Origin of the sequence: Roseovarius indicus (genome assembly GCF_008728195.1) — a bacterium.
In the GTDB taxonomy this organism is placed as follows: domain Bacteria; phylum Pseudomonadota; class Alphaproteobacteria; order Rhodobacterales; family Rhodobacteraceae; genus Roseovarius; species Roseovarius indicus.
The window spans coordinates 2,911,017-2,926,782 of record NZ_CP031598.1 but is presented as its reverse complement, the minus strand read 5'-3'; the positions used below and the strand labels follow the sequence as shown (position 1 = coordinate 2,926,782).

Sequence of the window (15,766 nt, the reverse complement as noted above, 5' to 3'; positions counted from 1 at the left end):
TTCGTTGGGCGGTGGCGCTCAGCGGAAATGAAGGCTCTTCGATGTCACGTGGCCGTCGGGCTGCGCTCGGCCTGCTTGGCGGCGTGGGCGTAGTACCCGGCTATCCCGAAAATACCGCATGCGATGACGATATATTTCAGCCCGCCGGGATTGCCGAGCGAGATGATGCCCCGGTAGTCGATCGTGCCCACGAACGAAATGAAGATCAGCCGGGTGATCCACAGCACGACGACGGCAAGGAGGACCAACACCCAGTGCCGGGCGAAGCCATCTGCCGCACCGCCGACAAGGTCTGGCAGGATAGAGCCGGCGAATTCCTGACCGGTCTTGCCTATGGCGGCTGGGTTGATCGCACCGAATTGATCAGTGAGGGTCTTGAGGCTTGAGGAGACCTTGCCTGGCAGCCCCTCGACATCGCCCTGCAACTGGTCAAGCGTGGTGTCGGCAGGCTGTGAGAGCAGGGTCTTGTAAGAGTCGACCTCGTTCTCGAGGCCTGTCTCGAGCGCGTCGACCTTCGATTTCGTGCTCGGATCCATCGCCTCTTCCCTTCGAAACCCACACGTCAGATGACCGGAGCAGTGCGACCGAGGACCCGCCCTGCCATCCTCAAGATGCTTTGAAATCAACCTGTTCGCCCATGATGCTCGAACGGGCTGCGTGGCGCAATCGGCATTCGGGCGTGCCGAAAAATGACCTTAATTCTGCCATCAGTCTTAAGGGTTTTCAGACGGCGGACGGCCTTGGGATTGGCGAGCCAATGCGACAGCGCACCCGCCGGGCGGTGGCCGGTCGACGCGGTTGGTCTGTCGGGAAAAATGGCGGAGAGACAGGGATTCGAACCCTGGGACCCCGTGAAGGGTCAACGGTTTTCGAGACCGCCCCGTTCGACCACTCCGGCACCTCTCCGCGGGGGTCTGGAGGGTGCGTTTAATCGCCTTTCCGGGGCAGGACAAGGGGGTTTTGCATTGTTTGGCGGGAGAATTTGCCTAGATTCCGGATAGAGCAATTTCACCCAGAGGAGTCCCCCCTTGTTGCGACGGCCCCAGATCCACGCTCCGCTCATTGCCCTGATGACCGCGGTCATGCTGTTGCTGCCTCCGCAGGTGCGCGCAGCCGACCGGGCCAACCTCGAAGCGTTCCTCGAGGTCACGGGGTTCGATGTGGCACTCGAATCGATCAAGCAATCCGCCTCGGACGCGCCTGAAATGCTGGGCATGAAGCCCAGCGACTTCGGCCATGACTGGTCGCGCGTCACCAAGCAGGTCTTCGACACCGAGAAGATGCACGACATGGCCATCGACATCCTGTCCGAAACGCTGTCGGACGACCTGTTGGGTCATGCCGCGGGCTTCTATGCCTCGCCGCTGGGGCAGAAGCTGGTGAAGCTGGAAAACGCCGCGCACATGGCCGAGGACAGCGCCGCGCAGCGGGCGCAAGGGGCCGAGCTTCTGGCCGAGGCGCGCGACGCCGGCAATGGCCGGGCCGAGATGTTCGAGCGCATGGCCGACGCGATCGATACCGAGGATCAGTCTGTGCGTGCCGTGCAGGAGATCATGGTGCGGTTCCTGATGGCCGCCTCGCACGCCGGGGTGCTCGACTACCAGATCGACGAAGGCGCCCTGCGCGCGGTCATCCGTAACCAGGAAGACGAGATGCGCGAGAACATGGTCGAGGCGGGGCTGGCCAATGCGGCCTTCACCTATCGCGACCTGTCCCTCGAAGAGCTGGAAGACTATACCGAGGCACTGGAAACGCCCAAGATGCAAAGGGTTTACGAGTTGATGAACGCCATCCAGTACGAGATCATGGCCAACCGGTTCGAGGTGCTGGCCGCCCGCATGGCCGAGATGCATCCCGGGCAGGAGCTTTGAGCATGAGCCTTTTCCGTGCCGCAGCCGGGGCGCTTTGTGCCGCCGTGATCTGGGCCATGCCCGCCCAGTCCGAGGACCGCCCCGAGCTTGACACCCTGCTGGAGGCGCTGCGCATGACCGACACGGTCGACATCATGCGCGAGGAGGGGCTTGCCTATGCCGAGAGCCTTGCGCTCGAGATGATGCCGGACGCCGACCTCGACGGCTGGCAGGCCAGTGTCGAGCGGATCTACGACACCGACAAGATGCAGAACCTCGTGGAAGAGCGGATGACGCACGCGCTGAAGGGCGAGAACCTGGCGCCGCTGAACGAGTTCTTCGCGTCGGACCTGGGGCGCGAAGTGGTGGAACTGGAGCTTTCGGCGCGTGAGGCCTTTCTCGACCCCGAGGTCGAATCCGCGGCCAAGGATCAGTATGAGGACCTGTCGCGCAAGGGTGCCCTGATCGTCGACCAGATCGAGACGCTGATCGAAGACAGCGACCTGATCGAGCACAACGTGATGGGCATTCTGAATTCCAACCTGATGCTGTACCGCGGCCTTGCAGACGGCGGAGCCTACGATCTGTCGGAAGAAGACATGCTGCTCGATGTCTGGTCGCAGGAAGACGGCGTGCGCGAGGACAGCGCGGCCTGGATCGGGGCCTACCTGCTGACCGCCTACCAGCCGCTCGAAGATGACGAGGTCGACGCCTATATCGCGCTGTGGCAGAGCGACGAGGGGCAGGCGCTCAACCGGGCGCTCTTTGCCACCTTCGACCGGATGTACGAGGAATTGTCCTATCTGGTCGGGCAGGCGGTCGCCCAGCACATGCGGAGCCAGAAGCTCTGACCTGTCCCCTGCGGCGGAATGGCCGCTATTGGCAGGGCGGGTTTTCCGCCTAGACTGGCGCCGGGCCGTACCGGGCCGGTCGCGCGGGGAGGACGGAGATGCAGTATCATTTCGACGGGTTCCGACCGGGTGATCCGCGGATCGCGCCTGAAGCAGGCGGCGCCGGCGACCGTCCCGCCGATGTCGACGTTCTCATCATCGGGTGTGGCCCTGCCGGGCTGACTTTGGCCGCGCAACTATCGGCCTTCCCGGATATCGTGACCCGCATCGCCGAGCGCAAATCCGGGCCGCTCGAAATTGGGCAGGCCGACGGGATCGCCTGCCGCTCGATGGAGATGTTCCAGGCCTTCGGCTTTGCCAACCGGGTGATGGAGGAGGCCTACTGGGTCAATGAAACCGTCTTCTGGGCCCCCGGAGAGGGGGGTAAGGGCCTCGTCCGCGCCGACCGGATCCAGGACGTGGCCGACGACCTGTCCGAGATGCCCCACACCATTCTCAGCCAGGCGCGGGTGCATGACTTCTACCTCGACATCATGCGCCACGGGCCCCGCCGGCTGACCCCGGACTATGATCGCCACCTGGCCGCGCTGGAGCGGACCGACGACCCCGATTACCCCGTCACGGCCCGGTTCGACGGGCCGGACGGTGCGCAAGAAAGCATCCGCGCCCGGTATGTCGTCGGCTGTGACGGCGCCCGCAGCGTCGTGCGATCCTCGCTGGGCTATGCCCTGAAGGGCGATGCCGCGCGGCAGCTCTGGGGGGTGATGGATATCCTCGCCGTCACCGATTTCCCCGATATCCGCCTCAAGGCCGCGATCCGGTCGGCCAGCAGCGGGAGCATCCTGATCATTCCGCGCGAGGGCGGGACAATGGTGCGCATGTATGTGGAGCTCGACGAGTTGCACGGCGACGAACGCGCCGCCGACCGGAACGTCACGGCGGAGATGCTGATCGGGAAGGCGCAGGCGATCCTGTCGCCCTATACGCTCGACGTGAAAGACGTGGCGTGGTGCTCGGCCTACGAGATCGGGCAGCGGGTCTGCGACAGTTTCGATGACCTTGGCACCGGATCGCGGGAGGGGTGCACGCCGCGGATCTTCATCGCGGGCGACGCCTGTCACACCCACAGCCCCAAGGCGGGGCAGGGGATGAACGTGTCGATGGCCGACACGTTCAACCTCGGCTGGAAGCTGGCGGCTGTTTTGCGCGGGCAAGCGGCGCCCGACCTGTTGCACACCTATTCCGGCGAGCGCCGTGCCAAGGCGCAGGAACTGATCGATTTCGACCGCGACATGGCGCGGCTGTTCAGCTCGAAATCCAACGATCCCGACTCGTCTGCGCAATTCCAGCAGTATTTCCAGAAGCACGGCCGCTACACCGCCGGGGTCGAGGCGCGCTACGAGCCTTCGATGATCGTGCGCGAGGGGAACCAGGCGCTGGCCAGCGGGCTGCCCATCGGGATGCGCTTTCATTCCGCGCCGGTCATACGGCTGGCGGATGCCAAGCCCATGCAGCTTGGGCACGCGATGCTGGCCGATGGCCGATGGCGGCTGGTGGCCTTCGCGGGGCAGGGCGACATGGGCGGGCCGGAGGGCGGTATTGCCCGGCTTTGTAGAGCGCTCGAGACGTCGCCCGACAGCCCGCTGCGTCTTTACACGCCGGAAGGTGCGAATATCGACGCCGTCATCGACCTGCGCGCCGTCTTCCAGGCGGATCACCGCGATATGGACATGGGCGCGCTGCCCGGCTTGCTGACACCGCCCAAGGGGCGGTTCGGCCTTGCCGACTATGAAAAGGCCTTCTGTCCCGACCTCAAGACCGGCCCCGATATCTTCGACCTGCGGGGGATCGACCGGGAGCAGGGCGCGCTCGTGATCGTCCGGCCCGATCAGTTTGTCGCCGCGATCCTGCCGCTCGATGACCTTGCCGGCTTGACCGCTTTCTTCGCGCCCTTCATGCTTCCGAAAGGCTGAGCAATTCCGGGCCGCGGCCCCGGATTTCCCCCTTGACTTTGAAGCCTCATCCCCCGATAAGCGCGCATCCCGGCGGGTGGAATGCCTGCGCGGGGCTCATGGAATTACGCCCACGACATGGGGCGCGCCGTCCGAGGCAGGGGGAACGCCCCGCTAAACACCCGAAAACGGGGGCCACAGGACGCGGAAGTTGAAAAGGAAGACGAACATGTTTGCGGTCCTCAAGACCGGTGGCAAGCAATACAAGGTCCAGTCGGGCGACATGCTCCGCGTGGAAAAGATTGCAGCCGACGCCGGTGAAAAGGTTCAGTTCAACGAAATCCTGATGCTGGGTGGCGATGCGCCGGTGATCGGTTCTCCCCTCGTCGATGGCGCAGCCGTTCAGGCCGAGGTCGTCGATCAGGTCAAGGGCGACAAGGTCATTCACTTCGTGAAACGCCGCCGTAAGCACGGCTCGCAGCGCACGAAGGGCCACCGCCAGCAGCTGACCCTGCTGCGCGTGACCGAGATCCTTGAAAAAGGCGCCGACAAGTCGGGCGTCAAGGCCGCCGTTGGCGCAGGTGCGCTGGCCGCTGGCATGGGCAAGGAACGCTATGCCGACAACGCGACCGATCAGGCCGAGATGGCCAAGCAGGTGAAGAACAACGAGGCTGGCGAGAAAAGCGTCGCCAAGAAAGCCGAACCGAAGGCCGAGAAGAAAGCCGAGCCCAAGAAGGAGGCCCCGGCTGCCGCAGACGACCTCACCGCCATCACGGGCATCGGCCCGGCGGCGGCGAAGAAGCTGAACGAGGCCGGCATCACCACCTATGCCGAGCTGGCCAAGGTGGACGCGGACAATTTCGAGGCCGTCAAGGTCAAACCCGAATGGATTGAACAAGCCAAAGAATTGGCTAAGTAATCCGGCGAGATAGGAGACAACGAGATGGCACACAAGAAAGCAGGCGGTTCATCACGTAACGGTCGCGATTCCGTCGGCCGCCGCCTTGGCGTTAAGAAATATGGCGGCGAAGCCGTCATTCCGGGCAACATCCTCGTGCGTCAGCGCGGCAACAAGTTCTGGCCGGGCGACGGCGTTGGCCAGGGCAAGGATCATACCCTGTTCGCCACCGTCGAAGGCGCCGTGACGTTCCACAAGGGCATCAAGGGCCGTACCTTCATTTCGGTCACGCCAGTGGCGGAGGCCGCAGAATAAGCCGACCGGAACAGGTGTAACGTGAACATCAGGGGGATCGGCCAGGGCCGGTCCCCTTTCTTTTTTCGGATCGTGCACCGGCATCCAGTCATTCCCCAGTTCGGGCCAAGGGAAGAGGGCCCCGCGTTTGGGAGGAGAACGCAATGAAACTGGAGACGATCGACATGCAACCCACCATAGCGGCCGGCCGGTTCGACCTGCGCCCGCCGCGCGCCTCGGATGCGGGGCTTCTGGCCCATTACGTGGGCGACGAGCGGGTGGCACGCAACACGTCGAGCATCCCGCACCCCCTGCCGCCCGGCACGATCGAGGCGTTTCTCGCTCGTGTTGCCGCGCCTGACCGTATCGAAACCGTCTGGATCATCGACGGCTCGCGCGACGGCGGCTCGGAAGTAATGGGGGCGATCGGCATGAAAAAGGTCGACGAGGGGCAGTGCGAGATCGGCTACTGGGTGGCCCATCCGTTCTGGAACACCGGCGTCGCCTCCGAGGTCGTGGGCGCGCTGCTTGCGGCAAACCCCTGCAAGTGCCGCACGGTCTTTGCCTCGGTCTTTCAGGACAACCCCGTGTCGGCCCGCGTGGTGACCAATCACGGCTTCAACTACCTGGGCGACGCCGAAACCTTCTCGGTCGCCCGCAACGCCAAGGTTCCCACCTGGACTTACAGCCGCAAAATGGATTGAGCCGGCAGGGACCTTTGCATAAAGGATGACAGTATGAAATTCCTCGATCTCGCAAAGGTCTATATCCGGTCCGGTTCGGGCGGCGGTGGCTGTATCAGCTTCCGGCGCGAGAAGTTCGTCGAATATGGCGGGCCGGATGGCGGCGATGGTGGCAAGGGCGGCTCGGTTTACGCCGAGGCGGTCGAGGGGCTGAACACGCTGATCGACTTCCGCTATCAGCAGCATTTCTTCGCCGATAACGGCCAGCCCGGCATGGGCCGCCAGCGTACCGGCAAGGATGGCGAGGATATCGTCCTGCGCGTACCCGTCGGCACCGAGATTCTCGACGAAGATCAGGAGACGGTGATCGCCGACTTCACCGAAGTCGGCCAGCGGATCGAGCTGGCCCATGGCGGCAATGGCGGCTGGGGCAACCTGCGGTTCAAGACCTCGACCAACCAGGCGCCGCGCCGGTCGAACCCGGGGCAGGAAGGGGTCGAGCGCACGCTCTGGCTGCGGCTGAAGCTGATCGCCGATGTGGGCCTCGTGGGCCTGCCCAACGCGGGCAAGTCGACCTTCCTGGCGGCCACCTCCAACGCCCGGCCCAAGATTGCCGATTACCCGTTCACCACCCTGCACCCCAACCTTGGCGTGGTCGAGGTGGACGGCGTCGAGTTCGTCGTGGCCGACATTCCGGGCCTCATCGACGGCGCGCATGAGGGCAAGGGCCTGGGCGACCTGTTCCTTGGTCACGTGGAGCGCTGCGCGGTGCTGTTGCACCTGGTCGACGGTACGTCGGGCACGCTGGTCGAGGATTATCAGACGATTATCAACGAGTTGGAGGCCTATGGCGGCGCGCTGGCCGAGAAGCCGCGCGTGACCGTGCTCAACAAGATCGACGCGCTTGACGATGAGGAGCGGACCTTCCTGCGGGACGAGGTTCAGGCCGCCGGCGCCGAGAATGTCATGCTGATGTCGGGCGTATCCCGCGAAGGCGTGACCGAAGTGCTCCGCGCGCTCCGGGCCCAGATTGATGATGGCCGGCTGCGCGAGAAGGCCACAGACGAAGAGCCCGAGCCGTGGCAGCCCTGAGCGACGCCAAGCGGATCGTCGTCAAGATCGGGTCGGCGCTTCTGGTGGATCGCGGCACGGGCCAGTTGCGCTCGGACTGGCTGAAGGCGCTGGTGGACGACGTGGCGCGCATTCGGGCGCGCGGGACCGACGTGATCCTCGTGTCGTCGGGCTCGATTGCGCTGGGGCGCGGGGCGCTTGGCCTGCCCATGACCGAACTGACATTGGAGCAATCGCAGGCTGCCGCCGCGGTGGGCCAGATCCAGTTGGCGCATGCCTATGACCGGGCGCTGTCGGAGCATGGATTGCGGGCCGCGCAGGTGCTGGTGACGCTGGAGGACAGTGCCGACCGGCGGCGCTATCTCAATTCCCGCGCCACGCTGGAGCAGCTCTTGAAGCTGGGCGCGGTGCCCATCGTCAACGAGAACGACACCGTGGCCACCGACGAGATCCGCTATGGCGACAACGACCGGATGGCCGCCCAGGTGGCGGTGACGGCGGGGGCCGATCAGCTGATCCTGCTGAGCGATGTCGACGGGTTCTATTCCGGCAATCCGTCAGACGATCCGGCGGCGACGCGGTTCGACGTGATTTCCGAGATCACGCCCGAGATCGAGGCGATGGCGGGCGATGCGGGGTCGGGCCTGTCGAAGGGTGGCATGAAGACCAAGCTGATGGCGGCGCGCACCGCGACAGCGGCCGGTTGCGACATGGCGATCACCGAAGGATCGGTCCTCAACCCCTTGTCCGCGCTGGAAAAAGGCGCGCCGGCCACCTGGTTCACGGCGCAGGGCGACCCGCATCAGAAGCGCAAGGCATGGATTGCCGCGATGAAGCCCAAGGGGCGGATCACGGTCGATGACGGTGCGGCGCGCGCGCTGCAGGGCGGCAGCAGCCTGCTTCCCGCCGGTGTCACGGGCGTGACGGGCCGGTTCGGGCGCGGCGACCCGGTGGAGGTGGCCGACAGCACGGGGCGCAAGCTCGGGCAGGGGCTCACACGCTACGATGCGCGGGATGCCGCGCTGATCAAGGGCCTGAAGACACAGGATATCGAGCCACGGCTCGGCTATCCGGCGCGCGGGCCGCTCATTCACCGCGACGATATGGCGTTCTGATCGCCTATGATGCTACGCTCCCGCTGACCTGCGAAGGACCGCTGACCATGAAAGACCTCGACAATATCCCCGCCCTGATGGCCGATATCGGCGAGCGTGCCAAGGCCGCTGCCGCGCAACTGGCCACCGCCAGACCCGAGACCAAGCGACAGGCGCTGGAAGCCGCGGCAGACGCGCTCTGGGCGGCCCGGGGCGAGGTGATGGCGGCCAACGAGAAAGACCTCGACTATGGCCGAGAAAAGGGCCTGTCGGATGCGATGATGGACCGGCTTTTGCTGACTGAAGACCGGGTGAAATCCATGTGCGAGGGCTTGCGCGCCGTGGCCGCGCAGGATGATCCGGTGGGCGAGGTTCTGGCCGAGTGGGACATGCCCTCGGGGCTGCATATCCGCCGCGTGCGCACGCCGCTGGGTGTGATCGGTGTGATCTACGAAAGCCGGCCCAACGTGACCGCCGATGCCGGCGCGCTCTGCCTGAAATCGGGCAATGCCGTTATTTTGCGGGGCGGATCGGAGAGCTTCCATTCCTCGGCGGCGATCCATGCGGCGCTGGTGGAAGGTTTGCGGTCGGCGGGGCTGCCCGAGGACGCGATCCAGCTGGTGCCCACGCGCGACCGGGCGGCGGTGAAGGAAATGCTGACCATGACAGGCACGATCGACGTGATCGTACCGCGGGGCGGCAAGGGCCTTGTGGGGCTGGTGCAGCGCGAGGCGCGGGTGCCGGTTTTCGCCCATCTCGAGGGGATCGTGCACATCTATATCGACAAGGACGCCGACCCCGAGAAGGCGCTGCGGGTGGTGATGAACGCCAAGACCCGGCGGACGGGTATCTGCGGCGCGGCGGAATGCCTGCTGATCCACCGGAAGGTGGCGGATACGATTGGTCAGGGGCTGATCCGGGCGCTGATCGACGCGGGGGTCGAGGTGCGCGCGGATGCGGCGCTTCAGGTCATCGCCGGCACGCAGGCGGCGGCGGAGGACGACTGGGGGCGCGAGTATCTCGACAGTATCATCGCGGCCAAGGTCGTCGAGGATATCGACGGCGCCATTGCCCATATCCGGCAGTATCATTCGCAGCATACCGACTGCATCATCACCGAGGATGACGCCGCGGCGGAGCAGTTCTTTGCCGAGCTCGACAGCGCGATCCTGATGCGCAATGCGTCAACCCAGTTCGCAGATGGCGGAGAGTTCGGCATGGGGGCCGAGATCGGGATTGCGACTGGCAAGATGCATGCCCGCGGCCCGGTGGGCGCGGCGCAGCTGACCAGCTTCAAGTATCTTGTCGAAGGCGACGGCGCGACGCGCTCCTAAAGTCTAATTTCTACTTTAGAATCAGATGCTTGCGGGTCGGCATTCATGTCGTTCTGCCTGGCGATGTGCGGCAGGAGAAGGAACTGCACCGCCGCCGGTGTCACGGCGTCCGGCCCGGGTTCGCCGCGCAGGATGTTCCACAGCACCGGATCGGGCGCGAGGCGGGGCGCCTCGGCCCGGATGTGCCAACGCCCGTCATCCTGCGTGACGATGATCGTGCCGCCAGCCACAAGGGCCTGTTCGACGCACATGACCGCCAGCAGGGCGGCCTTGACGACGGGGCGGGCGAAATCGCCGCGCGCCTGCCAGTCGATATCGACCCGCCCGGCCTGGTAGACGGCGGCGAGAATGTCGGCCACGCCCTGACCGGAAATCACCTGCTCGGGCTCGGCATCGCCGAAGGCGAGGCGGAAGAACTGGATTCGCGCCGAGGCGTGACCGGCGCTTTCGGAGACGAGCGAGAATTCCGGGCTTTTCGGCAGGCCCGACAATTCCAGCAATTCGAGGCCGTTGGCGACCGCGCCCACCGGGCTGATCAGGTCATGGCAGATACGCGACCCTATGAGGGAGGCGATCTTGTCGCTAGGATGAAGCAATTGGCAACTCCACAGTGGCGGTTAACAGTATGTCAGATCTTAACAGTTTCCTGGAACCCGGCATGCTGGTCGAACACCCGCGCCAGCCGGATTGGGGCACAGGGCAGGTGCAGTCGAACATTGGTGGAAAAATCACCGTGAATTTCCAGGAAGTTGGCAAGGTCGTGATCGATGGTTCCCGTGTTGAATTGATCCCGGTGATCAAAACATGAGGGAGGTTACGGAAAAGTTAAGGCACCCGAAAGGCATGATCGGTGCAACGCGGTCAAGTGCCGTTGCTTTCGTGTCTTTCGCGCCCTAAAACCGCGGCGAACGGAGGCGCGAGGGCAGGGATGAGCAAGGGCCAGGATCAGTTCAGTGTCAGGCTGGCAGGCTCGGACGCCGATCTGCGGGCCGCGCAGCGCCTGCGATACGAGGTTTTCGTCGAGGAACTGGGCGGCGACGGGCCGATGGTCGACCATGACGCGCGGCTGGAGCAGGACCGGTTCGACCCGTTCTTCGACCATCTCATCCTGACGGACGGCGCGAAGGATGACGCGGTGGTGGGGGTGTACCGCCTGCTGCGCGACGACCAGGCACGGCAGATGGGCCAGTTCTATTCCGAGGACGAGTATGACCTGACGCCGCTGAAACAGAGCGGCCGGCGGCTGATGGAGCTGGGGCGGTCATGCCTTGCGCCGTCCTACAGGGGCGGGGCGGCGATGTTCCACCTCTGGAACGGGCTCGCGCGCTACGTGATTGAAAACGAGATAGAAATCCTGTTCGGGGTGGCAAGCTTCCACGGCACGGATGTGGAGGCCCTGGCACAGCCGCTGTCGCTTCTGCACCATCGGCACCTTGCGCCCGAGGGGCTGCGGGTGCGCACGCAGGCGGCGCATTACCAGCGGATGGACCTGCTGGCCGAGGACCGCATCGACCGGCGGGCGGCGATGCTGCAAGTGCCGGCGCTGATCAAGGCCTACCTGCGGCTGGGGGGCTATGTGGGGGACGGCGCGTATATCGATCATGCGTTCAACACCACCGATATCTGCCTGGTGATGGATACCGAACGATTGAGCGAAACCCAGAAAAACATATATTCCAAGGGTATTACGGCGTGAGTTTCACGTGGTCGCCCGAAGAGCCCGCACCGCCTTTCAAAATCACGGCGGGGGGCTGGTTTCGGGTGGTTCTGCGGGGGCTGACGCTGGTGGCGATCCTGCTGACGGGCGTGGTGGCGATGATGCTGCTGCGGCTGGTCGAGAGGCCGCTGCACGGCATGCACCGGCCGTGGACGCCCTTCATCACGCAAGTGGTGTGCCGGCTTGCCTTTTTCGTGCTTGGGATGCGGCATGAGGCGGTGGGCGAGCGGATGACGGCGCGGGGCGCCGTGGTGGCCAACCATTCGTCCTGGCTGGATATTTTCTCGCTCAATGCGCGCAAGCGGGTCTATTTCGTCTCGAAGGCCGAGGTGGCGGGGTGGCCCGGGATCGGGTTCCTGGCGAAGATCACCGGGACGGTGTTCATCGCGCGGGATCCGCGGGAGGCGAAGGCGCAGCAGGAGGTGTTCGAGGACCGGCTGCTGGCGGGGCACAAGCTGTTGTTTTTCCCCGAGGGCACCTCGACGGATGGGTTCCGGGTTTTGCCATTCAAATCAACGCTCTTTCAGGCGTTCTTCAACGAGGCGTTGCGGCATGAGATGCATATCCAGCCGGTCACCGTGATCTATACCGCGCCGGAGGGGGAAGACCCGCGGTTTTATGGCTGGTGGGGCGATATGGATTTCGGGTCGCATGCGCTGAAACTGCTGGCGGCACGGCGGAACGGATCTGTGAAGGTCGTCTACCATGTGCCTGTAAAGGTGGAAGATTTCGCGACCCGCAAGGCGCTGGCGGCGCATGTGGAGCAGGTTGTCAGGGGCGGGATGCCGGAGGCGCGGCGGCTGTCTCGTTGAGGAACCGGGGCGAATCGGGGTTAACGCGTTGAAATGGCCGGAAAAGGCGATGTCGGTATCGCGTCGGTATAACGTCGGTATTTTGTCGGTGTTTTCGACCGAGACCCGCGCGCCGGGCGCGGGGTTAACCGACCGTGCGCGGCCGGGCCGGTTTGCGCAACATCAGCCGTGGCCCATCGCGGCGATCAGGCGCCCGAGTTCGGCGGCGGGATCGTCGGCCGACCAGATCTCGGTGCCGATGCCGAAGAAGTCGGTGACCGGGGCGAGGGAGCGCATGAGATCTTCGTCGAGCGCGCCTTCGGCCACGACCGGCACCTCGATCATCTGCGACCACCATTCGAAGACGTCGTGCTCGGCCTTTGTGCCGTCTCCGAGAGCCGTGTCGCCGACAGGGCCGAAGCTGACGTAATCGGCGCCGGCTTCGCCCGCGCTCATCCCGTCATGGCGCGAGGCGCCGCAGAAGGCGCCCACGACCGCATCGGCGCCGAGCGTCTTGCGGGCGGTGCGGATCTGGCGCGCGCCGTCGGTCAGGTGCACGCCGTCGAGGCCCAGCCGCTCGGCGAGGATGAAATGGGTGTTGATGACGATGGCGATGTCGCGGGCATGGGCCACCTCGCGGCAGGCATCGGCGGCGTGCGACAGCGCGGTTTCGTCATGGGTCGAGAGGGCGAGGCGGATGCAGGCCACGTCATGGGCGTCGAGCACCCGGGCGAGCGTGTCGGGGAACCGGCTGAGTTCGATCTCGGGCGGCGTGATGAGATAGATCTGCGGCTGCTCGGGCTCGGCCATCCGGGGCGCTCCTCTTCTGCTTATCGGGGCTCCTATAGCTGGGAAAAACGCGTGCGTCCATGGCGGTTGGAGGGACGTGTTTCGAGGGCGGGACGCCTTCGGCGAGAGTATTTCGGGAACAATGAAAGCACGGGGTGTGGCCGGGGTTCGGGCGGTTGGTTGGATGGAGAGGCAAGGGTGCCTCCGGCGGGAGTATTTGGGGAAAGATGAAACTCCGGGTGAGGTTTCGGGAGGGTGGTTCGGGAAGGAAAGGGCGGGTTTTTTGGGCACAGGGGCCGGGCGCCGCTTGAAACGCTTGATCCTTCGGCGCGGTCGGGCAAGGGTTCTGAGGGGCCGGTGGGGGGCTTTCGGCAATTTCGGCCGGGGCGTTTGCAGGTGCCGTGATATTCAGATGCATCCTATGAGGTTTTCCGATGAGTTTCATCCGTTCGGCCGCCACGGCGGCAGGTCTGTCCTGTAGTCTTTCCCTTTCCGTGGCGGCGCCCTTGGCCGCGCAGGAGGCGGTGCCCTACAGCGCGCCCAATGGCTGGGATATCAGCCAGCTTCGCCAGGGCGGCCAGGTTGCGGCCTGCGAGGCGATGCGGATCACCGGCATGGAGGAGGGGCTGTTCTTTCGCCACGACCCGGCCGAGACCGTGATCGGGTTCAGCAGCTTCGCCTCGGCGGCCTCGCCCTTCGCGATCGACGTGGAGATGTGGTTCGACGGCGACCGCGGCGCCGGGCAGGTCTATGGCATGGAGCCGGTCGAGGACCATAACGGGTTCACCTGGCGGGGGCTGGTGATGCCCAACAGCGAGCCGTGGGGAGAGCTGGACCTGTTTGCCAGTGCCGGCACGGTGCATTTCGCCTATGACACCGGCACCGGGCCGACGCAGGTGAGCTTTCCGCTGACCGGGTCGAGCCGGGCCTCGAAGGAGACCTATGCCTGTGTGCAGACCGCCGGCAGCGCGCCGGCGGCGGATACTGCGGGGCCGAAGGTGATTTACGGGAGCTGCAAGCTGGCGGTCGACGGTCGGGTCTATCTCGACATGGCGTCGGGCTGTCCGATCTGGCTGGAAAATGACGGGTCGGGGTCGTTCTGGATCAACACCGACCGCGACAGCTACCTGGGCGACTGGTTCGCGGAAGTGCGGCCGGACGGGTCGGGGCTGGCCTCGGCCTGGTGGAACGGGGTCGCAGGGGCAACCCATGCGCAGGGCTTCCTGGGCGAGGATTTCCGGCTGGGCTCGGCTGGGTGCTGGTCGAACGCGCGCGCGACGGTCTGCGCGGCGCGGTGAGCCCGGGCCCGGGCGTGTCTTCTTCGGCCGGTGGGGCGGCCGGACGGGAGGGATGCCTCCGGCGGGGATATTGGGGCCAAGAAGAAGCCCGGGTGCCATGGGGTGACGTCCGGGTTGGGGGAGGGCGTGGGACGCCTCCGGCGGGGATATTTGGGCCAAGAAGAAGCTTGGGGCGCCAGGGGGTGAGGTCGGGCGTGGGGGAGAGCGTGGGCGCTTCCGGCGGGGGTATACCGGGCGAGGAAGACGGGGCGGGCGCGTCGCCATGTGCGGGTGGCGCGTGGCGGGCGGGATGATTCCGTGCGTGGCGGCGGGTCGGGGGCTTTTCAGCGGGCCGGGGCTGTCTTAAGAGGCGGGCGGTGAAGGAGAGAGCCCATGCCGACCGAGACCCCCCAGCCGGCCTTCGTGCTGGTGCGCCCGCAGATGGGCGAGAATATCGGCGCCGCCGCGCGGGCCATGTGGAATTTCGGCCTCGACCGGATGCGGATCGTGGCGCCGCGGGATGGCTGGCCGAATTCCAAGGCCGCCGCGATGGCGAGCGGGGCCGGGCGGCTGCTCGATGAGGCGGTGCTGGCGGATGATCTGCCGGGGGCGCTGGCGGATTGCACCTACGTGTTTGCGACGACCGCGCGCGTGCGGGGGCTGACGAAGCCCGTCTATGCGCCGGAGCGGGCGATGCAGGTGGCGGCCGAGAAGATTTCGGCCGGCGAGAAGGTGGCGGTGCTGTTCGGGCCGGAGAGGGCCGGGCTCGAGAACGAGGACGTGGCGCGCGCCAATGCCATCATCAACGTGCCGGTGAACCCGGAATTTGCCAGCCTGAACCTGGCGCAATGCGTGTTGCTGACCGCCTATGAGTGGCGGCGGGCCTCTGGCGAGGTCGAGATGGAGCGCACCGACATGGGGGGCGCCGACTGGGCCAGCCATCTGGAGGTGGAGAAGCTCGCCGATCATTACGAAGAGCGCATGGAAGAGGCCGGGTTCTTTTTCCCCGAGCACAAGCGGGAGGGGATGAAGATCAATCTTCGTAACATGTGGAGCCGGATGCCCCTGACCGGCGCCGATGTGCGGATGCTGCACGGTGTGCTGCGGCAGATGGTGCGGTGGAAAGACCGGGGCGAGTGAGCTTGAAGCGGGGGGGTGGCGGCAC

17 protein-coding genes and 1 tRNA gene are annotated in these 15,766 nt (G+C 65.5%); 14 read left to right on the top strand and 4 right to left on the bottom strand.

Annotation, left to right across the window (positions count from 1 at the left end):
- Window positions 1-44: 44 nt before the first annotated feature.
- Both RIdsm_RS13905 and RIdsm_RS13900 read right to left on the bottom strand, forming a co-directional pair.
- Window positions 45-536: a hypothetical protein gene (locus RIdsm_RS13905; protein WP_057815275.1), complete on the bottom strand. Its 492-nt coding sequence runs from the start codon at window positions 534-536 to the stop codon at window positions 45-47.
- 280 nt (window positions 537-816) lie between these two features.
- Window positions 817-906: transfer RNA gene (locus RIdsm_RS13900), tRNA-Ser, on the bottom strand.
- Between the two features lie 122 nt (window positions 907-1,028).
- Between RIdsm_RS13900 and RIdsm_RS13895 the strand changes: the two genes are divergently transcribed.
- The 9 genes from RIdsm_RS13895 to RIdsm_RS13855 all read left to right on the top strand — a co-directional run bounded on the left by RIdsm_RS13895 (window position 1,029) and on the right by RIdsm_RS13855 (window position 10,027).
- Window positions 1,029-1,871, top strand: coding sequence for a DUF2059 domain-containing protein (locus tag RIdsm_RS13895; RefSeq protein WP_338049618.1), 843 nt, complete (start codon window positions 1,029-1,031; stop codon window positions 1,869-1,871).
- 2 nt (window positions 1,872-1,873) lie between these two features.
- The gene (locus RIdsm_RS13890; protein WP_057815280.1) at window positions 1,874-2,701 is read left to right on the top strand and encodes a DUF2059 domain-containing protein; all 828 of its coding nucleotides are present in this window, start codon (window positions 1,874-1,876) and stop codon (window positions 2,699-2,701) included.
- A gap of 98 nt (window positions 2,702-2,799) precedes the next feature.
- The gene (locus RIdsm_RS13885) at window positions 2,800-4,674 is read left to right on the top strand and encodes an FAD-dependent monooxygenase (protein ID WP_057815282.1); all 1,875 of its coding nucleotides are present in this window, start codon (window positions 2,800-2,802) and stop codon (window positions 4,672-4,674) included.
- 208 nt (window positions 4,675-4,882) lie between these two features.
- Entirely contained in the window at window positions 4,883-5,572 is a 690-nt protein-coding gene (locus RIdsm_RS13880) for a 50S ribosomal protein L21 (RefSeq protein ID WP_057815284.1), read from the top strand.
- Between the two features lie 24 nt (window positions 5,573-5,596).
- Window positions 5,597-5,866, top strand: coding sequence for a 50S ribosomal protein L27 (rpmA, locus tag RIdsm_RS13875; protein WP_057815286.1), 270 nt, complete (start codon window positions 5,597-5,599; stop codon window positions 5,864-5,866).
- Between the two features lie 143 nt (window positions 5,867-6,009).
- A complete protein-coding gene (locus RIdsm_RS13870; protein ID WP_057815288.1) occupies window positions 6,010-6,549 on the top strand; it encodes a GNAT family N-acetyltransferase in 540 nt (179 codons plus the stop codon).
- Between the two features lie 33 nt (window positions 6,550-6,582).
- A complete protein-coding gene (gene obgE, locus RIdsm_RS13865) occupies window positions 6,583-7,620 on the top strand; it encodes a GTPase ObgE (RefSeq protein ID WP_057815290.1) in 1,038 nt (345 codons plus the stop codon).
- Complete coding sequence (proB, locus tag RIdsm_RS13860; protein ID WP_057815291.1) at window positions 7,608-8,714, top strand: glutamate 5-kinase; 1,107 nt, start codon at window positions 7,608-7,610, stop codon at window positions 8,712-8,714. The genes obgE and proB overlap by 13 nt, the downstream gene beginning before the upstream one ends.
- A 47-nt stretch (window positions 8,715-8,761) precedes the next feature.
- The gene (locus tag RIdsm_RS13855) at window positions 8,762-10,027 is read left to right on the top strand and encodes a glutamate-5-semialdehyde dehydrogenase (protein ID WP_177228369.1); all 1,266 of its coding nucleotides are present in this window, start codon (window positions 8,762-8,764) and stop codon (window positions 10,025-10,027) included.
- Here RIdsm_RS13855 and RIdsm_RS13850 read toward each other — a convergent pair.
- On the bottom strand, window positions 10,024-10,623 hold the full coding sequence (locus RIdsm_RS13850; protein WP_057815294.1) for a histidine phosphotransferase family protein: 600 nt from the start codon (window positions 10,621-10,623) through the stop codon (window positions 10,024-10,026). The genes RIdsm_RS13855 and RIdsm_RS13850 overlap by 4 nt on opposite strands.
- A gap of 29 nt (window positions 10,624-10,652) precedes the next feature.
- Between RIdsm_RS13850 and RIdsm_RS13845 the strand changes: the two genes are divergently transcribed.
- The 3 genes from RIdsm_RS13845 to olsA all read left to right on the top strand — a co-directional run bounded on the left by RIdsm_RS13845 (window position 10,653) and on the right by olsA (window position 12,556).
- A complete protein-coding gene (locus RIdsm_RS13845; protein ID WP_057815296.1) occupies window positions 10,653-10,835 on the top strand; it encodes a DUF3553 domain-containing protein in 183 nt (60 codons plus the stop codon).
- A 120-nt stretch (window positions 10,836-10,955) separates the two neighbouring features.
- The gene (olsB, locus tag RIdsm_RS13840) at window positions 10,956-11,723 is read left to right on the top strand and encodes an L-ornithine N(alpha)-acyltransferase (protein ID WP_057815298.1); all 768 of its coding nucleotides are present in this window, start codon (window positions 10,956-10,958) and stop codon (window positions 11,721-11,723) included.
- Window positions 11,720-12,556, top strand: coding sequence for a lyso-ornithine lipid O-acyltransferase (gene olsA, locus RIdsm_RS13835; protein WP_057815299.1), 837 nt, complete (start codon window positions 11,720-11,722; stop codon window positions 12,554-12,556). The genes olsB and olsA overlap by 4 nt, the downstream gene beginning before the upstream one ends.
- Window positions 12,557-12,718: 162 nt before the next feature.
- On the opposite strand, the gene RIdsm_RS13830 is transcribed toward olsA, so the two are convergent.
- Window positions 12,719-13,345 (bottom strand): thiamine phosphate synthase, encoded by a 627-nt coding sequence (locus tag RIdsm_RS13830; RefSeq protein ID WP_057815302.1) that lies wholly within the window; start codon window positions 13,343-13,345, stop codon window positions 12,719-12,721.
- Window positions 13,346-13,758: 413 nt separating this feature from the next.
- On the opposite strand from RIdsm_RS13830, the gene RIdsm_RS13825 reads away from it, so the two are divergent.
- On the top strand, window positions 13,759-14,622 hold the full coding sequence (locus tag RIdsm_RS13825; protein ID WP_057815304.1) for a hypothetical protein: 864 nt from the start codon (window positions 13,759-13,761) through the stop codon (window positions 14,620-14,622).
- Between the two features lie 372 nt (window positions 14,623-14,994).
- Window positions 14,995-15,741, top strand: coding sequence for an RNA methyltransferase (locus RIdsm_RS13820; RefSeq protein WP_057815306.1), 747 nt, complete (start codon window positions 14,995-14,997; stop codon window positions 15,739-15,741).
- The last annotated feature ends 25 nt before the right edge of the window (window positions 15,742-15,766 follow it).

Bases quoted from the DNA above. Each gene is read 5' to 3' on its own strand.
- rpmA (WP_057815286.1), top strand. From the start codon at position 5,597: ATGGCACACAAGAAAGCAGGCGGTTCATCACGTAACGGTCGCGATTCC.
- RIdsm_RS13880 (WP_057815284.1), top strand. From the start codon at position 4,883: ATGTTTGCGGTCCTCAAGACCGGTGGCAAGCAATACAAGGTCCAGTCG.
- RIdsm_RS13830 (WP_057815302.1), bottom strand. From the start codon at position 13,345: ATGGCCGAGCCCGAGCAGCCGCAGATCTATCTCATCACGCCGCCCGAG.
- RIdsm_RS13820 (WP_057815306.1), top strand. From the start codon at position 14,995: ATGCCGACCGAGACCCCCCAGCCGGCCTTCGTGCTGGTGCGCCCGCAG.
- RIdsm_RS13905 (WP_057815275.1), bottom strand. From the start codon at position 536: ATGGATCCGAGCACGAAATCGAAGGTCGACGCGCTCGAGACAGGCCTC.
- obgE (WP_057815290.1), top strand. From the start codon at position 6,583: ATGAAATTCCTCGATCTCGCAAAGGTCTATATCCGGTCCGGTTCGGGC.
- RIdsm_RS13890 (WP_057815280.1), top strand. From the start codon at position 1,874: ATGAGCCTTTTCCGTGCCGCAGCCGGGGCGCTTTGTGCCGCCGTGATC.
- RIdsm_RS13855 (WP_177228369.1), top strand. From the start codon at position 8,762: ATGAAAGACCTCGACAATATCCCCGCCCTGATGGCCGATATCGGCGAG.
- RIdsm_RS13885 (WP_057815282.1), top strand. From the start codon at position 2,800: ATGCAGTATCATTTCGACGGGTTCCGACCGGGTGATCCGCGGATCGCG.
- RIdsm_RS13825 (WP_057815304.1), top strand. From the start codon at position 13,759: ATGAGTTTCATCCGTTCGGCCGCCACGGCGGCAGGTCTGTCCTGTAGT.
- RIdsm_RS13845 (WP_057815296.1), top strand. From the start codon at position 10,653: ATGTCAGATCTTAACAGTTTCCTGGAACCCGGCATGCTGGTCGAACAC.
- RIdsm_RS13870 (WP_057815288.1), top strand. From the start codon at position 6,010: ATGAAACTGGAGACGATCGACATGCAACCCACCATAGCGGCCGGCCGG.
- olsB (WP_057815298.1), top strand. From the start codon at position 10,956: ATGAGCAAGGGCCAGGATCAGTTCAGTGTCAGGCTGGCAGGCTCGGAC.